This is a genomic window from Plantactinospora sp. BB1 (assembly GCF_003030385.1).
Lineage (GTDB): Bacteria > Actinomycetota > Actinomycetes > Mycobacteriales > Micromonosporaceae > Plantactinospora.
In genome coordinates this window covers 1744392-1763599 of the sequence record NZ_CP028159.1, presented here as the reverse complement: position 1 = coordinate 1763599, position 19208 = coordinate 1744392, and the positions used below count along the sequence as shown (strand labels likewise).

17 protein-coding genes are annotated in these 19208 nt (G+C 72.9%); 6 read left to right on the top strand and 11 right to left on the bottom strand.

Annotated elements, in window-relative coordinates; genetic code table 11:
• Positions 1–55 precede the first annotated feature (55 nt).
• Complete coding sequence (locus C6W10_RS07445) at positions 56–1225, bottom strand: acyl-CoA dehydrogenase family protein (RefSeq protein WP_107257417.1); 1170 nt, start codon at positions 1223–1225, stop codon at positions 56–58.
• 45 nt (positions 1226–1270) lie between these two features.
• Entirely contained in the window at positions 1271–2071 is an 801-nt protein-coding gene (locus C6W10_RS07440; RefSeq protein ID WP_107257416.1) for a methyltransferase domain-containing protein, read from the bottom strand.
• On the opposite strand from C6W10_RS07440, the gene C6W10_RS07435 reads away from it, so the two are divergent.
• The 4 genes from C6W10_RS07435 to disA all read left to right on the top strand — a co-directional run bounded on the left by C6W10_RS07435 (position 2070) and on the right by disA (position 6803).
• Complete coding sequence (locus C6W10_RS07435; RefSeq protein ID WP_199853887.1) at positions 2070–2957, top strand: UbiA family prenyltransferase; 888 nt, start codon at positions 2070–2072, stop codon at positions 2955–2957. The genes C6W10_RS07440 and C6W10_RS07435 overlap by 2 nt on opposite strands.
• Before the next feature lie 181 nt (positions 2958–3138).
• Complete coding sequence (locus C6W10_RS07430; protein WP_159079273.1) at positions 3139–3861, top strand: hypothetical protein; 723 nt, start codon at positions 3139–3141, stop codon at positions 3859–3861.
• 75 nt (positions 3862–3936) lie between these two features.
• Positions 3937–5382 (top strand): DNA repair protein RadA, encoded by a 1446-nt coding sequence (gene radA / locus C6W10_RS07425; protein WP_107257413.1) that lies wholly within the window; start codon positions 3937–3939, stop codon positions 5380–5382.
• 236 nt (positions 5383–5618) lie between these two features.
• Complete coding sequence (gene disA / locus C6W10_RS07420; protein ID WP_107257412.1) at positions 5619–6803, top strand: DNA integrity scanning diadenylate cyclase DisA; 1185 nt, start codon at positions 5619–5621, stop codon at positions 6801–6803.
• Between the two features lie 48 nt (positions 6804–6851).
• Here disA and C6W10_RS07415 read toward each other — a convergent pair whose 3' ends face one another.
• The 3 genes from C6W10_RS07415 to C6W10_RS07405 all read right to left on the bottom strand — a co-directional run bounded on the left by C6W10_RS07415 (position 6852) and on the right by C6W10_RS07405 (position 8764).
• Entirely contained in the window at positions 6852–7592 is a 741-nt protein-coding gene (locus C6W10_RS07415; protein WP_107257411.1) for a hypothetical protein, read from the bottom strand.
• Positions 7593–7673: 81 nt separating this feature from the next.
• Positions 7674–8231, bottom strand: a complete 558-nt coding sequence (locus C6W10_RS07410) for a peptide deformylase (RefSeq protein WP_107263740.1) — start codon at positions 8229–8231, stop codon at positions 7674–7676.
• A gap of 20 nt (positions 8232–8251) precedes the next feature.
• A complete protein-coding gene (locus C6W10_RS07405) occupies positions 8252–8764 on the bottom strand; it encodes a glycine cleavage system protein R (RefSeq protein ID WP_107257410.1) in 513 nt (170 codons plus the stop codon).
• A 137-nt stretch (positions 8765–8901) separates the two neighbouring features.
• On the opposite strand from C6W10_RS07405, the gene C6W10_RS07400 reads away from it, so the two are divergent.
• Positions 8902–9798, top strand: a complete 897-nt coding sequence (locus C6W10_RS07400) for an A/G-specific adenine glycosylase (RefSeq protein ID WP_107257409.1) — start codon at positions 8902–8904, stop codon at positions 9796–9798.
• A gap of 97 nt (positions 9799–9895) precedes the next feature.
• On the opposite strand, the gene C6W10_RS07395 is transcribed toward C6W10_RS07400, so the two are convergent.
• The 3 genes from C6W10_RS07395 to lysS all read right to left on the bottom strand — a co-directional run bounded on the left by C6W10_RS07395 (position 9896) and on the right by lysS (position 14806).
• Positions 9896–12427, bottom strand: a complete 2532-nt coding sequence (locus C6W10_RS07395) for an ATP-dependent Clp protease ATP-binding subunit (RefSeq protein WP_107257408.1) — start codon at positions 12425–12427, stop codon at positions 9896–9898.
• A 462-nt stretch (positions 12428–12889) separates the two neighbouring features.
• Positions 12890–13240, bottom strand: coding sequence for an Lsr2 family protein (locus C6W10_RS07390; RefSeq protein ID WP_101369180.1), 351 nt, complete (start codon positions 13238–13240; stop codon positions 12890–12892).
• Positions 13241–13351: 111 nt separating this feature from the next.
• Positions 13352–14806: a lysine--tRNA ligase gene (lysS, locus tag C6W10_RS07385; protein ID WP_369931418.1), complete on the bottom strand. Its 1455-nt coding sequence runs from the start codon at positions 14804–14806 to the stop codon at positions 13352–13354.
• A gap of 144 nt (positions 14807–14950) precedes the next feature.
• On the opposite strand from lysS, the gene C6W10_RS07380 reads away from it, so the two are divergent.
• Positions 14951–15697: a class I SAM-dependent methyltransferase gene (locus C6W10_RS07380; RefSeq protein ID WP_107257406.1), complete on the top strand. Its 747-nt coding sequence runs from the start codon at positions 14951–14953 to the stop codon at positions 15695–15697.
• Positions 15698–15730: 33 nt separating this feature from the next.
• On the opposite strand, the gene C6W10_RS07375 is transcribed toward C6W10_RS07380, so the two are convergent.
• Genes C6W10_RS07375 through C6W10_RS07365 form a run of 3 tightly spaced genes read right to left on the bottom strand, consistent with a single transcriptional unit; the run spans position 15731 to position 19116 of the window.
• Positions 15731–16489 (bottom strand): type III pantothenate kinase, encoded by a 759-nt coding sequence (locus C6W10_RS07375; protein WP_107257405.1) that lies wholly within the window; start codon positions 16487–16489, stop codon positions 15731–15733.
• Positions 16490–16528: 39 nt separating this feature from the next.
• Positions 16529–17416, bottom strand: coding sequence for a carboxylating nicotinate-nucleotide diphosphorylase (gene nadC / locus C6W10_RS07370; RefSeq protein WP_107263739.1), 888 nt, complete (start codon positions 17414–17416; stop codon positions 16529–16531).
• Positions 17413–19116 (bottom strand): L-aspartate oxidase, encoded by a 1704-nt coding sequence (locus tag C6W10_RS07365; protein WP_107257404.1) that lies wholly within the window; start codon positions 19114–19116, stop codon positions 17413–17415. Before C6W10_RS07365 ends, nadC begins: the two co-directional genes overlap by 4 nt.
• Between the last annotated feature and the right edge of the window lie 92 nt (positions 19117–19208).

The following is a 19208-nucleotide window of genomic DNA, read 5'->3' as shown; positions in this document are numbered from 1 at the left end:
GGTGGCGGTCGGGCCGCCGGCTCGCGCACCATCAGGTACCCAGTCAGCCGGCTCCTCACCACCGCGGCGTCGAGGCGTCCCGGTCCGGATCGCCGCCGAGCGCGGCGACGCCGAGCCAGTCCGCGCAGACGTCCGAGGTCGCCGGGTGCAACGACCCGCACCGGGCGTCCCGGTAGAGGCGTTCCAGCGGATGCCCGCGCCGGGTCGCCGAGGTGCCCGCCGCCTCCACCATCGAGGCCGCCACCTCGGCCGCGGTCGTCCCGGCCAGCAGCTTCGCCCGCCACACCCAGCGGTTCGTCTCGGCGTCGCCGGGCGCCTCGTCGACCCGGCGGGCCGCCTCGGTCACCGCCAGCCCGGCGGCGGCGGTGGCGGCGTCGGCCCGGCCCACCCGGGCGCGTACCGCCGGCAGGCCGTCCAGCCCGCGTCCGGTCAGGTGCTCGACGGCGGCGTCGATCGCCGCCCGGGCCACCCCGACGTAGACGGCCGCGTAGCTCGCCACCAGCCAGTGCGGCATGAGCTGGGCGACCACCAGGGCCAGCCCCTCCACCCCGCCGAGCAGCCGGTCGGTCGGCACCGTCACGTCCAGGTGCAGGTCGTGCGAGGCGGTGGCCCGCATCCCGAGCGAGTCCCAGGTCGGCTCGACGTGCAGCCCCTCCGGCCCGGCCGGCACCAGGAACTGCGAGACCACCGACTGGTCGGCGACGCTCCGGGCGGCCACCAGATAGGCGTCGGCGTGCCCGGCCCCGGAGCAGAACGTCTTGGCACCCTTGATGTGGTAGCCGCCGTCCACCGGCTCGTACGTGGTGGTCAGCTTCGACAGCCGGGAACCGGCACCCCGCTCGCTCATCGCCACCGCGTACCAGGCACCGGCCGCCGCCTCGGCGAGCAGCCGGTCCCGGGCCGCCAGCGCCTCGGCCGGTACGCCGAGCGCCTCGGCCAGCTCCTCGGTCAGCGCGCCGAGCGCACCGGTGACCGAGGCGTGCATGTTGAAGACCAGCGCGGTGGCGCCGTTGCCCCGGGCCAGTTCGGTGGCGACCGCCGCGTACCCGGCGAAGCTGGCCCCCAGACCGCCCAGCTCCGTCGGGACCATCAGGCCGAGGAGCCCGGCCGACCGCAGATCGGCGAAGTCCTCGACCGGGAACGTGCCGTCCCGGTCGTGTTCGGCCGCCCGGGCGGCGAATCTCGGCGCCACCCGGCGTGCCGCTGCGAGCGCGTACACCGTCATCCGTGTCCTTTCCGCACCGGCCGGTCGGCCGGAGCTGCCGCCCGGCTAACCCTGCCTGGTCCCCCACCCCTGGTAGAGGACCGCCGCCGACCAGGTCGGAACGATCCGTGGCGCGTCCGGGGCCCCGGTCCGGCCGCCCCCGGGCGGAGCCGCGCGCCGGACCGCACGGCGCAGCAGCCAGCGTGCCGTACCCCAGACCGCCGGCCGGATGCCCCGGACCTGCAGCGCGATCCCGTGCCGGGCACACTCGTCGACCAGTTCCCGCGCGTCGACGAAGAGCCGGGGGTCGTGGATCCCCCGGGGCACCCCGGGGAAGAGTTCGGCCACCCGTACCGCCAGCAGGCGGCTCAGCGCGGTGGCGTTGAGGGTGTCCAGCACCAGCGTGCCGCCGGGCCGGAGCAGCCGGGCCGCCTCGGCCACCACCCGCCGCCAGTCCGGTACGTGTTCCAGCACCTCACCGGCGGCCACCACGTCGGCGCAGCCGTCGGCCAGCGGCACCGCCCCGACGTCCCCGTTCACCGGGGTCACCCCGTGCGCGGCGGCCTGGGCGAGCGCGGAGCGGACCAGGTCCACCCCGACGTGCCGGTAGCCCCTGCCGGCCACCCGGGGGGCGAGCAGCCCGGCGCCGCAGCCGAGGTCGACCAGGAGCGCCCCGGGACGGGCGGCCGGCGGCACCAGGGCGGCCCGCGCCTCGGCCAGCCAGTGCAGCATCGCGAAGGCGCCGTCCGGCTGCCACCACTCGTCGGCGAGGTCGTCGTACTGCCGGGGGTCGTTGCGGGGCAGCCGCCCGGCCCGGCTGCCGGGCGCGGTGGCCCCGGCGTCCGGCCCGGTCCGCGCTGTCCGCATGCGATCGAGCCTGGCACGACCGAGCGGTAACAACCAGACTTCCCATATGTCGCATGTGGTGTTAGGGCTGGTCCGGGCGAGCCACCCCGAGCCGGCGGCCGCGGTGACCACCGTCTCGGCCCTGCTCGCCTGGGGCGTCGGCCACCCACCCGGCGGCGTCGCCACGGTGGCCCTCACCGTGCTGTTCAGCCAGCTCGCCATCGGCTGGCTCAACGACCGGCTCGACGCCGACCGGGACGCCGCGGTCGGACGCCGGGACAAGCCGGTGGCCAGCGGCATGATCAGTCGACGGCTGGTCGGCACGGCAGGAGTGCTCGCCGCCGTACTGACCCCGCTGCCGGCGCTCACCCTCAACCTGGCCGCCGCCGGGGCGGTCACCCTCGCCCTGGTCTCCGCGCTGCTCTACAACTGGCCGCTGAAGTCCACCCCGCTCTCGGTGCTGCCGTACGCGGTCTCGTTCGGGACGTTGCCTGCGGTCGTCGTACTCGGGCTGCCCGGCGCGCCGACCCCGCCGGCCTGGCTCGTCGCGGCCGGTGCGCTGCTCGGCGCCGGGGCGCACTTCGCGAACGTCCTGCCGGACCTCACCGACGACGAGCGGACCGGGGTGCGGGGCCTGCCGCACCGGCTCGGCCCGACCGGCTCCCGGCTGGCCGCCGCCGGGCTGCTGCTCGCGGCCACCGCGACCCTGGTGGCCGGCCCGCCCGGGCCGCCGTCCTGGGCCGGGCTGGCGGCGGTCGCGGTCGCCGCCGTGGTCCCGGCGGTCGGCTGGTACGCGGGCCGGGCCGCCGCCGCCCGGGGCGACCGCCCGGTGGCCGTCTTCCGGGCCGTCATGCTCGTCGCGCTGATCGATGTGGTGCTGCTGGTGACCAGCGGCCGGGTCGGCTGAGCCAGCCCCGGCACCGGCCGGTACCGCCCGATCGGGCCGGGCCGGGATACCGGGTCGGCGTACGAGAGCCGATCACCGCCCACTACCCTGGAGCCCGTTGGGCCCGGGTACGGCCACCGTTGCCCGTTCGCCCCGACCCGCCGATCGCGACGGCGACCGGGATCGCACGAAGGAGGACCAGGTGACGCGCTCGATCAGGGGGGCTCGGCGAGCCGCTGCGGTGCTGGCCGGTACGGCGACCGCCGCGACCCTGCTGCTGTCCGGCTGCGGCGCGGGCCAGATCGCGGAGACCGCCGCCAAGATCCCCACCAGCGTCGGCACCAACGCCCAGTCGGCGGACAACAACTTCAAGGTCCGCAACCTGTCGATCGACTACCTGAACACCCAGGGCTATCCGGCCGGCGCCGACGCGCCGATGAACGTCGCCCTCTACAACGACTCCGGTGAGGCCGTCACGGTGCGGGTCAGCACCGCCGGTGCCCGTGCGGTGGTACTGGCCGGCACCCCGACCGCGCCGACCCCGGCCGGCACCGTCTCGTCGAGCCCGTCGCCCGAGGCGACCCAGGGCAGCCCGTCGCCGGAGGCGACCTCGGGCAGCCCGTCGCCGGGCGGTTCGCCGTCGGCGACCCCGACCGAGGGTGCCGCCGCCCCGTCGCCGACGGCGTCCCCGACGTCGCCGGCCGAGATCCGGCTCCCGGCCGCCGGGTTCGTGATCCTGAACAAGACCGTCGGCAGCTGGCTCCAGCTCTCCGGGCTGGCCGAGCCGCTGCTGCCGGGCGGCAGCATCGAGCTGATCTTCGACTTCGGCGGCACCCAGGTGTCGGTGTGGGCGCCGGTCGCGGTGCCGGTGACGCCGGCCCCGGTCGGTACCCCGGTCGTCGGCGAGAACGAGGAACACGAGTAGTCGGCAGTCTGGGCGCGGCTCGGTGATCGGCCGGGTCGCGCCGGTTCCGTCGTACGGATTGGTTAGCGTGCTCGGGTGACGACCAGCCGAGCCACGCCCCGCCCAGCGACCGGGCGCGGCCGTGCCGCGAGCCGCGACCCCCGCCCCGCCTACGAGTGCGACGCCTGCGGCCACCAGCCGCCCAAGTGGGTCGGCAGGTGCCCGGAGTGCGGCGAGTGGGGCTCCGTCGTCGAGTCGACCCTCACCGGCCCCACCGTCTCCGGCCGGGTGGTCAGTTCCCGGGCGCCGGCCGAGCCGGCCCGGCCGATCGCCACCATCAGCGCCGCACCGGCCCGGGCGCGTCCGACCGGCGTTCCCGAGCTGGACCGGGTGCTCGGCGGCGGTCTGGTGCCCGGCGCGGTGGTGCTGCTCGCCGGTGAGCCGGGGGTCGGCAAGTCGACGCTGCTGCTCGACGTGGCCCAGCAGTGGGCGGCCGGCGCCGGCAGCCCGTCGCTGGTGGTCAGCGGCGAGGAGTCGGTGAGCCAGGTCCGGCTGCGGGCCGAGCGGATGGGCACCCTGCACGACCGGCTCTACCTGGCCGCCGAGAACGACCTCTCCGCCGTCCTCGGCCACCTCGACGCGGTCAAGCCGGGCCTGCTGGTGCTGGACTCGGTGCAGACCGTCTCCACCCCCGGCACCGAGGGGGTGCCGGGCGGGGTCACCCAGGTCCGGGCGGTCACCGCCGCCCTGGTCGCGGTCGCCAAGGAGCGGGGGATCGCCACCGTACTCGTCGGGCACGTCACCAAGGACGGCCAGGTCGCCGGCCCCCGCGTGCTGGAGCACCTGGTCGACGTGGTGCTGCACTTCGAGGGCGACAAGCACTCGTCGCTGCGGATGGTGCGCGGCGTGAAGAACCGGTTCGGCACCGCCGACGAGGTCGGCTGCTTCGAGATGCACGAGGGCGGGATCAGCAGCCTCGCCGACCCGTCCGGGCTCTTCCTGACCCGCTCCGCCGACCCGGTCCCCGGCACCTGCGTGACGGTGGCGATGGAGGGGCGGCGGGCGCTGGTCACCGAGGTGCAGGCGCTGATCGGCGCCACGGTGGCCGGGTCGCCCCGGCGGACCGTCTCCGGGCTGGACAGCGCCCGGCTGGCGATGGTGCTCGCGGTGCTGCAACGCCGGACCGAGCGGCTGACCCTGCACGACCGGGAGGTCTTCGCCGCCACCGTCGGTGGGATCCGGGTGGTCGAGCCGGCCGCCGACCTGGCCGTCGCGCTGGCGGTCGCCTCCGGCGGGCTCAACCTGGCGATCGCGCCGAATCTGGTGGCGATCGGGGAGGTGGGGCTGACCGGCGAGGTGCGTCGGGTCGCCGCCGTGCCCCGGCGGCTGGCCGAGGCGGCCCGGCTCGGCTTCAAGTACGCCCTGGTGCCGACCGGCTGCGGGCCGAGCGCCAGCGGGGTGGCTCCGGAGAACATGCGGGTGACGGAAGTCACCGACGTACGATCGGCGCTGCAGTGCGTGGCGCGGGTGTCGGCTGAGTAACCATACGGTCACGCCGCGCTGCGGTTGGCCGGGGCGTGGCATGCTTACGGCCGTTGCCACCTGCGGCCAGACGGGACGGCCACGCCCGGCAAGGCTTGCCAATCAGCTACAAACTGGACACTACGCGGCGGGTCCCAGACGGTACCGACGGCGCGCCGATGGGAGGAAGCAGGCACAGTGGCACGTCACAGTAACCGCGACAGCACCGAACGCAGGGCGGTCCGTAGAATGTCCGAGTGCCGATCGACCGCGACGCGAACCGTACCGCCAGCGCGGCTCCTCCTGTCCGCACCAGCGCCGGCACCTCGACCCGCCCCGTCGGGGTCGGCAACATGACCATGAACGGGACGGGCCCGACCGGCGACCCGTTGCGGGCCAACCTGGCGCTGATGGCGCCGGGCACGGCACTGCGGGACGGGCTGGAGCGCATCCTGCGCGGCCGGACCGGCGCCCTGATCGTGCTCGGCTACGACCGGGTCGTCGAAACCCTCTGCACCGGCGGCTTCCCGCTCGACGTCGAGTTCTCCGCGACCCGGGTCCGCGAACTGTGCAAGATGGACGGCGCCGTCGTGCTCTCCAGCGACGGCACCCGGATCGTCCGGGCCGCCGTGCACCTGATGCCCGACCCGTCGATCCCGACCGAGGAGTCCGGCACCCGGCACCGCACCGCCGAGCGGGTGGCCCGGCAGACCGGCTTCCCGGTGATATCGGTCAGCCAGTCGATGCGGATCATCAGCCTCTACGTCAACGGCCAGCGGCACGTGCTGGACGACTCGGCCGCGATCCTGTCCCGGGCCAACCAGGCACTGGCCACTCTCGAGCGCTACAAGCTCCGCCTCGACGAGGTCTCCGGCACCCTCTCCGCGCTGGAGATCGAGGACCTGGTCACCGTACGGGACGCGGTCGCCGTGGTGCAGCGGCTGGAGATGGTCCGCCGGATCGCCGACGAGATCGCCGGTTACGTGGTCGAGCTGGGCACCGACGGCCGGCTGCTCGCCCTCCAGCTCGACGAGCTGATGGCCGGGGTGGACGCCGACCGGACCCTGGTGATCCGCGACTACCTGCCGACCGGGCGCAAGGCGCGGACCCTCGACGAGGCCCTGGTCGAGCTGGACCTGCTCACCGCCACCGAGCTGATCGACCTGGTCGCGGTCGCCAAGGCGATCGGCTACCCCGGCGCCTCCGACGCGCTCGACGCGGCGGTCAGCCCGCGCGGGTTCCGACTGCTCGCCAAGGTGCCCCGGCTGCCCGGGCTGGTGGTCGACCGGCTCGTCGGGCACTTCGGCAGCCTGCAACGGCTGCTCGGCGCCACCGTCGAGGACCTACAGGCGGTCGACGGGGTCGGTGACGCCCGTGCCCGGGGCGTACGGGAGGGGCTCTCCCGGCTCGCCGAGGCGTCCATTCTGGAGCGGTACGTCTGACGGCTGGACGGCCGGCGGCCTGCCGGGACCCGTCCGAGTCGTCGCCCGTCAGCCGGTGATGGTTATCCGGACCGGCTTGCTGAGCTTGTTGCCGAGCCGGCCGAAGAGCTCGTAGCTGCCGGCGACCGGATAGGGCCCGGCGGCGAGCTGGTTGGCGCACTTGGAACTCTCGCGCCCGTTCCAGGAGATCGTGTACGCGTTCTCGTGGTTGGGCGGGAACGGCCGGATGTCGTTGGCCCGGACCTCGCTGCACCCGTCAGACGACCAGACCTTGCGGGCCCCGGACTTGATGTACAGCTCCTGGAGGTCGGCGCCGACGTCCCGGTTGCAGGTCCGGTTGGAGACGTTCTTGATCTTGAGCCGCAGCTCGATCGTCTGGCCCCGCTGCACGGAGGTCTGCGAGGGCACCGGTGTCACCGAGATCTCCTGGTCGGTGCACTCGTTGGGAACCGGTGGCGGTGCCGGCGGCACCTGGCCGCCCGCCGGCTCGACGGAGGTCTCCTCCTCACCCGCCGGAGGTGCGTCGGTCGGCTCGCCGCCCGGGCCGCCCGGCTCCGGAGCACCGGACTCGGGGGCACCCGACTGAGGCGGGCCGGACGCCGACGGGTCGACGTGCGGGGTGAGCGTCGCGGACGGCCCAGGGTTGGCGGTCTTGTCCTTTCCGGGATCGCCCGCTGTGTTGACGCAGGAGTAGAGGATCACGACCAGGAAGAGCAGCAGGGCGCCGAGCACGACGGCTCGACGCCGCCAATACACGGCGGGCGGAAGGGGGCCAACCGTCAGACGCATAATGGTTTCACCGTATCGGCACGGGTCGCCCGGATCCCCGCGACGCGCCGGAGACCCGGCACGCCGTCTCGGCGCCGCCGATCACAGATAGACCTTCCGCTGGTAGACGGCGTGCGCGCCGGCCACCCGGTCCAGGAAGAGCCGGCCCGCACAGTGGTCGATCTCGTGCTGTAGCGCCCGGGCCTCGAAACCGTCGGTGACCAGCCGGACCGCCGCTCCGGTGCCGGGCAGCTCTGCCCGGACCACCACCCGGCTGGCCCGCTTCACGTCGCCGGTGAGGTCGGGGACCGACATGCAGCCCTCCCGCCCCGGCCGCCAGCGGCTCGCCTCGACGACCTCGGCGTTGCAGAGCACGAAGGTTCCGTGCGAGGTGACCGTCTTCGGATGCCCGGTCACGTCCACCGCGAAGACCCGGGCCCCGACCCCGATCTGTGGCGCGGCCAGGCCGACGCAGCCGGGCGAGACCCGCATGGTCGCCACCAGGTCGGCGGCGAGCCGCACCACGTCGTCGTCGCAGGGGTCGACGGTGGCACCCTCCCGGCTCAACACCCCGGCCGGGGCGGTCACCACCGGGCGTACGGCGCCCCGGTCGCCGAGCAACTCGGGTGTCCAGTCACCCAGGCCGCACGCCTCGGCCATCCCGGAACCGTCCTTCGCCGTCACAGCAGATCCGAGTCGGCACGCCGCAGGGTTACCTCCACGTCCAGTCCGGCGGCCACCTCGGCCAGCCGGGCGGCGACCGCGTCGGCCGTGTCCGGCCGCAGCTCCACCTCGGCGAGGAGGACGTAGAGCGGGCCGGTCAGCCGGGTGGTCAGGTCGGTGACGTTGCCGCCGGCCTCGGCGAGTACCCGGGTCAGCGCGGCGACGATGCCGAGCCGGTCGGCCCCGTGCACCGCCATCAGGTACGGCTCGCCGAACGGGGTACTCGACGCCTCGGCACCGACCTGGCGGACCGTCGCCACCAGCGGGCCGTCCGCGACGACCGGGGTCAGCGCCGCCTCCGCCTCGGCACCGGACGGGCCGACGCAGATCAGCGTCATCGCGAAGTGCCCGCGCAGCCGGGTCATGGTCGAGTCGGTCAGGTTAGCCCCGACCTGGGCGAGCGCCTCCGTCACGTCGGCCACGATGCCGGGCCGGTCCGGACCGATGACGGTGATCGCGAGCTCGTTCATCCGGGCAGTCTGCCCGACCAATCGGCCGCCCGGGGCCCGACCCGACCTCCGGCCCACGCTCCGGGACGACGCAGACTTCGGCGCCCGCCCCGGCCGCCGGCCGCCCGCCGGTCCGGCATGACAGGATCGACGGCGCCATGTCGACGACAACTTCGGAACTCGCCGCCGACGCCATCCGGTGGTACGACGAGAACGCCCGCGACCTGCCGTGGCGGGAGCCCGGCATCGGGGCGTGGCCGATCCTGGTCAGCGAGGTCATGCTGCAACAGACCCCGGTGATCCGGGTACTCCCCGCCTGGCGGGCCTGGCTCGCCCGGTGGCCCCGGCCGGCGGACCTGGCCGCGGACACCCCGGCCGAGGCGATCCGGATGTGGGGGCGGCTCGGCTATCCCCGCCGGGCGCTGCGGCTGCACGAGTGCGCGGTCGCCGTGCTGGCGCGGCACGGCGGCGAGGTGCCGACCGGACTGGACGAGTTGCTGGCGCTGCCCGGCGTCGGTGCCTACACGGCCCGGGCGGTGGCGGCGTTCGCGTACGGGCAGCGGCACCCGGTGGTGGACACCAACGTACGCCGGCTGGTGGCCCGGGCCGTCGCCGGAGAACCTGACGCGGGTCCGGCGACCCGTCCCGCCGACCTGGTCGCCACCGAGGCGCTGCTGCCGGTGGCGCCGGACCGGGCCGCCCGGGCCAGCGCCGCGTTCATGGAGCTGGGCGCGTTGGTCTGCACCGCCCGGGCGCCCCGCTGTGTCGACTGTCCGCTGGCGTACCGGTGCGCCTGGCTGGCGTCCGGGCGTACCGCGCCGGCCGGCCCGACCCGCCGACCCCAGCGGTACGCGGGCACCGACCGGCAGGTCCGGGGCAGGCTGCTGGCCGTACTCCGGGAGGCCACCGGCCCGGTGCCCCGGGCCCGGCTGGACCTGGTCTGGTCCGACGACCTGCAACGGTCCCGGGCACTCGCCGGGCTGATCGAGGACGGCCTGGTCGAGATGCGCGACGACACCTGTGTGCTGGCCGGCGAGGGCGGCACCGACGGATAGCCGGGTCGCTGAACAGCCCGGCCGGAAAGACGAATTCGGCCCGGTGGCGACTGCCACCGGGCCGAACCGTTCATCCGCTATCCGAGCTGCCGCTCGACTACTCGTCCGCGCCGGCCGGAGCGGTGTTGCCGAGGTCGGCCGGCACCGCGTCGGGCACCGGGACCGGCTTCTCCGCGCCGCGGAAGACCAGCTTGGACTTGTCGATGTTGTCCGGGTCGCCCTCGCAGTCCACGACGACGATCTGCCCCGGGGTCAACTCGTTGAACAGGATCCGCTCCGACAGGTTGTCCTCGATGTCGCGCTGGATCGTCCGCCGCAGCGGCCGGGCGCCCAGCACCGGGTCGAAGCCCTTCTTCGCCAGGTACTTCTTGGCGTTGTCGGTCAGCTCGAGGCCCATGTCCTTGTTGCGGAGCTGGGTCTCGATCCGCTGGATCATGATGTCCACGATCGAGAGGATCTCGGTCTGGTTGAGCTGGTGGAACACGATCGTGTCGTCGATCCGGTTGAGGAACTCCGGCCGGAAGTGCTGCTTCAGCTCGTCGTTGACCTTCTGCTTCATCCGCTCGTAGTTCGAGTCGGAGTCCTCGGAGGCCTGGAAGCCCATCGAGACCGCCTTGGCCACGTCCCTGGTGCCCAGGTTGGTGGTCAAGATGATGACCGTGTTCTTGAAGTCCACGATCCGGCCCTGGCCGTCGGTCAACCGCCCGTCCTCCAGGATCTGGAGCAGGGTGTTGAAGACGTCCGGGTGGGCCTTCTCGATCTCGTCGAAGAGGACCACCGAGAACGGCCGGCGGCGCACCTTCTCGGTGAGCTGGCCACCCTCGTCGTAGCCGACGTAGCCGGGGGGCGCCCCGACCAGCCGCGACACGGTGTACCGGTCGTGGAACTCGGACATGTCGAGCTGGATCAGCGCGTCCTCGCTGCCGAAGAGGAACTCGGCGAGCGCCTTGGAGAGCTCGGTCTTACCGACGCCGGACGGGCCGGCGAAGATGAACGAGCCGGACGGCCGCTTCGGGTCCTTCAGGCCGGCCCGGGTACGCCGGATGGCCTTCGAAACCGCGCGGACCGCGTCCTCCTGGCCGACGACCCGCTTGTGCAGCTCGTCCTCCATGCGGAGCAGCCGGGAGGTCTCCTCCTCGGTGAGCTTGTAGACCGGGATGCCGGTCCAGTTCGCCAGCACCTCGGCGATCTGCTCGTCGTCGACCTCACTGACCACGTCGAGGTCGCCGGCCTTCCACTCCTTCTCCCGCTGCGCCTTCTGGCCGAGGAGCTGCTTCTCCTTGTCGCGGAGCTGGGCGGCCCGCTCGAAGTCCTGCGCGTCGATCGCGGACTCCTTGTCGCGGCGCACCTGGGCGATGCGCTCGTCGAAGTCGCGCAGGTCCGGCGGCGCGGTCATCCGGCGGATCCGCATCCGGGCACCGGCCTCGTCGATCAGGTCGATCGCCTTGTCCGGCAGGAACCGGTCGGAGATGTAGCGGTCGGCGAGCGTCGCCGCCGCGACCAGCGCGGCGTCGGTGATGCTCACCCGGTGGTGCGCCTCGTAGCGGTCCCGCAGGCCCTTGAGGATCTCGATGGTGTGTGCCAGCGACGGCTCACCCACCTGGATCGGCTGGAACCGCCGCTCCAGGGCGGCGTCCTTCTCCAGGTGCTTGCGGTATTCGTCCAGCGTCGTCGCGCCGATGGTCTGCAGCTCGCCACGGGCCAGCATCGGCTTGAGGATGCTCGCCGCGTCGATCGCGCCCTCGGCGGCACCCGCACCCACCAGGGTGTGGATCTCGTCGATGAACAGGATGATGTCGCCGCGGGTGCGGATCTCCTTGAGCACCTTCTTCAGGCGCTCCTCGAAGTCACCGCGGTATCGCGAGCCGGCGACCAGGGCACCCAGGTCAAGCGTGTAGAGCTGCTTGTCCTTGAGCGTCTCCGGCACCTCGCCCTTGATGATCCGCTGGGACAGCCCCTCGACGACCGCGGTCTTGCCGACCCCGGGCTCGCCGATCAGGACGGGGTTGTTCTTGGTACGGCGGGAGAGCACCTGCATCACCCGCTCGATCTCCTTCTCCCGGCCGATGACCGGGTCGAGCTTGCCCTCCCGGGCGGCCTGGGTCAGGTTGCGACCGAACTGGTCCAGCACGAGGCTGGTCGACGGCGCGGCCTCACCCGGCGCGGTGCCGGCGGCGGCCGGCTCCTTGCCCTGGTAGCCGGAGAGGAGCTGGATGACCTGCTGGCGGACCCGGTTGAGGTCGGCGCCGAGCTTCACCAGCACCTGGGCGGCGACGCCCTCGCCCTCACGGATCAGGCCGAGCAGGATGTGCTCCGTACCGATGTAGTTGTGGCCGAGCTGCAACGCCTCGCGCAGCGACAGCTCCAGCACCTTCTTGGCCCGCGGCGTGAACGGGATGTGCCCGCTCGGCGCCTGCTGACCCTGGCCGATGATCTCCTCGACCTGCTGGCGGACGCCCTCCAGCGAGATCCCCAGGCTCTCCAGGGCCTTCGCGGCGACGCCCTCACCCTCGTGGATGAGGCCTAGCAGGATGTGTTCCGTACCGATGTAGTTGTGGTTGAGCATCCGGGCTTCTTCTTGAGCCAGGACGACAACCCGCCGCGCTCGGTCGGTGAACCGCTCGAACATGCCCTCGTGCTCCTCACGTGCCGTGCGCACTCGATCTTGATGGCCAAGCATCGTGGCGGGGCCACCACCCGGACGCCCGAGGCGGACATCCGTGCTCCCTTACTCTATCGCCGCGAGCCGACTCTCCTGAGGTCGTGTGTTCCCGGAATGAGCCACGTACGCGACGTTTTTCCCAACCGTCCACGCTCAGCGATGCTTCCCGGACCGTCCGCTGTACGCGCAGAGCGAAATTTCGAGTCCCGCCCGGGCGACGCGGCCCCGCGTCATCCACAGGCTGTGGACAACTTCGTCCACTGGATGTGGACAACGCCTGGGCCGCCAGGATGTTCCCGGGCCACCGATGTCGACGAAGCGGACACCCGCACCAATCGTCTCATACCGCCCAGCACGGCGAAAAATGAACGGGGTGGGTGGACGAAGCCGTCCACCCACCCCGCGCGCGGGTCGGGAAAGCACCGACGCCTAGCGGCCCGCCTTGGCGTGGTACTCGTCCACGATCTCCTGCGGGATGCGCCCGCGGTCGGAGATGTCCTTGCCTTCCTTCTTGGCCCAGGCCCGGATCGCCTTGTTCTGCTCGCGGTCGGCGGTGGCGCCACCCCGCCCCCGTGCGGCACGACCGCCGACCACCACGCCGCCCCGGCCCACCTTCGAGCCGGCCGCGACGTACGGGGCGAATAGGTCCCGCAATTTGCCGGCGTTCTTGTTCGACAGGTCGATCTCGTACTGCACGCCGTCGAGCGAGAACTTGACCGTCTCGTCCGCGTCTCCGCCGTCCAGGTCATCGACCAGCTTGTGAATGATCTGCTTGGCCACGTGTCGCTATCCTTTCGAGCAGGTTCGCCGCAAACAAGAGCACAATAGCCCGTTAGATGCTTGCTCCGTCAATAGGATGGCGAAACTACGCGACAGGCCGCGCCGCGGCAACTACTCCGGGCGGACCATCGGGAAGAGGATGGTTTCCCGAATTCCGAGGCCGGTGAGGGCCATCAGCAGCCGGTCGATTCCCATTCCCATGCCCCCGAGCGGCGGCATTCCGTACTCCATGGCCCGCAGGAAGTCCTCGTCGAGGCGCATCGCCTCGTCGTCGCCGGAGGCGGAACGCTGTGCCTGGGCCACCAGCCGCTCCCGCTGCACCACCGGGTCGACCAGCTCGGTGTAGCCGGTGGCCAGCTCGAAACCGAGGACGTAGAGGTCCCATTTGGCGGTGAGTCCCGGCTGGTCGGGATGCGCCCGCACCAGCGGGCTGGTCTCTTCCGGGTAGTCCCGGACGAAGGTGGGTTGCCGCAGGGTGGGTACGACCAGTTCCTCGAAAAGCTCCTCGGCGAGCTTGCCCGGCCCCCACTTGGGGTCGACCGCGAGACCGACCTTTTCGGCGTACCCGAGCAGGTCGGCCATGCCGGTGCGGACGGTCACCTCCTCGCCGAGCGCCTCGGAAAGGGTGCCGTAGAGGGTCACCGAACGCCACTGCCCGCCGAGGTCGAACTCGGTGCCGTCGGCGTGGGTCACCACATGCGACCCGGTCGCCGCGAGCGCCGCCGCCTGCACCAGGTCACGGGTGAGGGTCGCCATAGTGTCATAGTCACCGTACGCTTCGTACGCCTCCAGCATGGCGAACTCGGGCGAGTGCGAAGAGTCGACCCCCTCATTACGGAAGTTACGGTTGATCTCGAAGACCCGGTCGATGCCGCCGACCGCCGCCCGCTTGAGAAAAAGCTCGGGGGCGATTCGCAGATACAGATCCGTGTCTAACGCATTGCTGTGCGTCACGAATGGCCTGGCCGTGGCCCCGCCGGGCAGCGGTTGCAGCATGGGGGTTTCAACTTCGATGAAACTCCGGGCGTGCAGCGAATCGCGCAGACTACGCAGCGTCGCCGCCCTCGTGCGTACCATCTCGCGGGCCCGGGGACGAACGATCAGATCGACATAACGCTGCCGGACCCGGGCCTCCTCGCTAAGCGGCTTGTGTGCCACCGGCAGCGGCCGCAGCGCCTTCGCGGTCAGCTCCCACGAATCGGCGAGGACGGAAAGCTCACCGCGCCGGCTGGTAATCACCTCACCGGTCACCCCGACATGGTCGCCGAGATCGACCAGCCGCTTCCAGGCGTCGAGCCGGTCCTGCCCGACCCGGTCGAGCGAGAACATCGCCTGGAGTTCCGTCCCGTCGCCATCGCGCAGCGTGGCGAAACAGAGCTTCCCGGTGTTGCGGACAAAGATCACCCGGCCGGTGACGGCGGCGACGTCCCCACTCGCCGTATCGGTCGGAAGATCGGCGTAACGGGCCCGGATCTCGGCGAGCGTCGCGGTACGCGGATATCCCACCGGGTACGGCTGGACGCCCTCGGCGAGCATGCGGTCCCGCTTCTCCCGGCGGACCCGCATCTGCTCGGGAAGGTCGTCCACGGGATCGGCGGGGTTCGGGATCTGCTGGCTCACGGCATGCTTCCTCGGGAAATCGTGTCGGCGGAGTTCGGCCCCGAGCGTACTCAAGTGCGTCGGCCCCGGAGCACTGGATAACCTCCAGGCATGGTCGACCAGTCCCACGCCCTCTCCTTCGGTGCCGCGGCCGAGAGCTACGACCGGTACCGGCCCAGCTATCCCGAGCCGGCGGTCGGCTGGGCGGTCGGCCGTCCCGCCCCGGCCGAGGTGCTGGACCTCGGCGCCGGCACCGGCATCCTCACCGGGGTACTACTGCGGCTCGGCTACCGGGTGACGCCGGTCGAGCCGGACCCGGGGATGCGGGCCCGGCTCGACACCGCCACCCCGGGAACGGTCGCCCGGCCCGGGTCGGCCGAGCGGGTGCCGCTGCCGGACGGGTCGGTCGACGCGATCGTCGCCGGGCAGGCGTACCACTGGTTCGACCATCCGGTGGCGCACGCCGAGGGGGCCCGGCTGCTCCGCCCCGGCGGGACGTACGCCGCGATCTTCAACCACCGGGACGAGTCGGTGCCCTGGGTGGCCGCGCTGACCGCGATCACCGTGGAGGTGCTCGGCGGGCGCGGCGCCCGGGACGACGGACCCGGCATCGACGGCTTCGGCCCCGACTTCGAGCCGGTCGAACGGAACGAGTTCCGGCACGGCCTGACCCTCACCCCGGAGGCCCTGGTCGGGATGATCAGCACCCGGTCGCACTACATCACCGCCAGCCCGGAGCAGCAACGGGAGGTGGCGGCCAAGATCCGGGAGCTGACCGCCAGCCACCCGGACCTGGCCGGACGGGAGAGCTTCGCGCTGCCGTACCGGACCCTGGTCTTCCGGGCCCGCCGACGCTGAACCGGCCGGCGGCGGCCGACCGCGACGGGGCGGTCAGCGGTTGCGGTCGTAGACCATCCGCAGCCCGATCAGCGTGATCATCGGCTCGTGGTGGGTGATCGTCCGGCACTCGCCGATCACCAGCGACGCCAGCCCGCCGGTGGCGATCACCGCCCGCACCTCGCCCAGCTCACCGATCATCCGCTCGACGATCCGGTCCACCTGGCCGGCGAAGCCGAAGTACATTCCGGCCTGGAGGCACTCCACGGTGTTCTTGCCGATCACCGAACGGGGCACCGCCGGCTCGACCTTGCGCAACTGGGCCGCCCGGGCGGCCAGCGCGTCGAAGGAGATCTCGATCCCGGGCGCGAACGCCCCGCCGAGGAACTCCCCCCGCCCGCTGATCACGTCGAAGTTCGTGGTGGTGCCGAAGTCGACCACGATCGACGGTCCGCCGTAGAGGGTGTACGCCGCCAGCGTGTTCACCACCCGGTCGGCGCCGACCTCCTTCGGGTTGTCGATCGCCAACTGCACCCCGGTCTTCACCCCCGGCTCCACGATCACGTTCGGGATGTCGCCGTAGTAGCGGGCCAGCATCGTACGCAGCGAGCGCAGCGCCGCCGGCACCGTCGAGCAAGCGGCCACCCCGGTGATCTCCACCGCGTCACCGGCCAGCAGGCCGCGCAGCTTCAGACCCAGCTCGTCGGCGGTGGACCGGGCATCGGTCTTGATCCGCCAGGAGTGCACCAGCTTCTCGCCCTCGAAGGTCGCCAGCACGGTGTTGGTGTTGCCGATGTCGATACAGAGCAGCATGTCGTCCGTCCGAACCCCGAGTCGTGGCGCGTCCCGCCGCTACGCGGCGCGCGAGCGGAGGTCCAGTGCGATGTCCAAGATAGGGGAGGAGTGGGTCAGCGCCCCAACCGAGAGGTAGTCGACACCGGTCGCCGCGTATTCGGCGGCGGTGGCCAGGGTCAGCCCGCCGGTCGCCTCCAGCTCGGCCCGGTCGCCGACCGCCGTCACCACCTCGGCCAGCAGCGCCGGGGACATGTTGTCGCAGAGCAGGAAGTCGGCACCCGCCTCCACCGCCTCCAGCGCCTCGGCCACCGTGGTCACCTCGACCTGGATCGGCACCGCCGGGAACGCCTCCCGGACCCGCCGGTACGCCGGTGCGATGCCGCCGGCCGCCAGCTTGTGGTTGTCCTTGATCATCGCCACGTCGTAGAGCCCGAGACGCTTGTTGGCGCCGCCACCGGCCCGTACCGCGTACTTCTCCAGCGCGCGCAGCCCCGGCGTGGTCTTCCGGGTGTCCAGCACCGTCGCCTTGCTGCCGCCCAGCGCCTCGACCCAGGCCCTGGTGTGCGTCGCCACCCCGGACATTCGGCAGAGCAGGTTCAGCGCGGTCCGCTCGGCGGTGAGCAGCCCCCGGGTCGGCCCGGTCACCCTGGCCAGTACGTCCCCCACGGCGACCTCGGCGCCGTCGGCGACCACCGGCAGCACCCGTACGTCCGGGCCGCCGGCCAGCTCGAAGACGGCCGCCGCCACGGCCAGCCCGGCCACCACGCCACCGGCCCGGGCCACCACCTCGGCGGTGTCGACCTGCTCGGCCGGGATGGTCGCCACACTGGTCACGTCCAGCCGCTCCGGCCCCAGGTCCTCGTCGAGCGCTCCTTGGACGACGCGTTCCACCTCCGCCGGGTCGAGCCCGGCGTCCCGCAGCGCCCGCGTGGTCGGGTCCGTCAGCACAGTGCCTCCCAGTCCTGTCGCAGTTCGCCCGCCGGACCGATCGACCCGACCAGGTGTCCGAGCCAATCATCGCGTGCCTGTGAGAAGTCCTCACGCCAATGGCAGCCCCGGGTCTCCTGCCGGGCGTACGCCGCGCCGACCAGCGCGGCGGCCACCGTGAGCAGGTTGGTTGCCTCCCAGTTCGCGGTACGCGGCGCACCCCGGGTCGCCCCGAGGGTGACCAGCTCGGCGGCGGTCGCCCGGAGCGAGTCGGCGGAGCGGAGCACCCCGGCACCCCGGGTCATCGCCCGGGCCAGGCTCGCCCGCACCGCCGGGTCGACCGTCGCGCCCTCGCCGCCCCGCCACGCCCCGGTCGGCGCCGGCTCGGCCTGTGCCGGCAGGTCCCGGGCGATGTCCTGGGTGATCCGCCGGGCGAAGACCAGCCCCTCCAGCAGCGAGTTGCTGGCCAGCCGGTTCGCGCCGTGCACGCCGGTGCAGGCGACCTCGCCGCAGGCGTACAGGCCCGGGATGGAGGTGCGGCCGTGCAGGTCGGTGCGTACCCCGCCGGAGGCGTAGTGCGCGGCCGGGGCGACGGGGATCGGCTGCTCCGCCGGGTCGATCCCGGCCGAACGGCAGGAGGCGACGATGGTGGGGAAGCGCCGGGCCAGGAACTCCGCGCCGAGGTGCCGGGCGTCCAGAAAGACGTGGTCGGCGCCGGTGGCCAGGAGTACCCGGTGGATGCCCTTGGCCACCACGTCCCGGGGGGCCAGCTCGGCCAGCTCGTGCTGGCCGACCATGAACCGCTTGCCGTCCGCGTCGACCAGGTGCGCGCCCTCGCCGCGCAGCGCCTCGGAGACCAGCGGCTGCTGGGCGGATCGGGCCGGGGTGACGCCGTCGACCCCGGCCGCGGCCGGCGCCATCAGCGCGGTCGGATGGAACTGGACGAACTCCAGGTCGGTCACGGCGGCACCGGCCCGCATCGCCAGGGCGACGCCGTCGCCGGTGGAGACCACCGGGTTCGTGGTGGCGGCGAAGACCTGCCCCATCCCGCCGGTGGCCAGCACCACCGCCCGGGCCAGGATCGCGCCGACGCCGTCCTCGCTGCCCTCGCCGAGCACGTGCAGGGTGATCCCGCAGGCCCGCCCCGGCCCGGCCCAGCCGCCGTCCGGGGCCCGGAGCAGGTCGAGGACGAGGGCGTGCTCGACCAGCCGGATCCAGGGGTCGCGGCCGACCGCGGCGTGCAGCGCCCGCTGCACCTCGGCCCCGGTCGCGTCCCCGCCGGCGTGCACGATCCGGTCGGCCCGGTGCCCGCCCTCCCGGGTCAGCATCAGCGAACCGTCCGGGTTGCGGTCGAACTCGGCCCCGGCCCGGATCAGCTCCCGGAGCCGGGTCGGCCCCTCCTCCACCAGCACCCGGACCGCCGCCGGGTCGCAGAGCCCGACCCCGGCCAGCTCGGTGTCCGAGGCGTGCGCGGCCGGGGTGTCCAGCGGATCGAGTACGGCCGCGATGCCGCCCTGCGCCCACCGGGTCGAGCCGTCGTCGATGTTGACCTTCGTCACCACGGTCACGTGCAGTCCCGCCTCGCGCAGGTGCAGTGCGGCGGTGAGCCCGGCGATGCCCGACCCGATCACGACCACGTCGGTGGTCTCCACCCAGCCGGGTGCCGGCGCGGCCAGCAGCCGGGGTACCACCGGCAGGTCGACGGTCGGAAACTGCATCGCTCCAGTCAACCGCGTACGGGTGGGCCGGGGCGCCCCGGGGGCGGGAGAAGTGGCCTACGACGCTCTGGCGAAGACGCTCCGCCGAACCG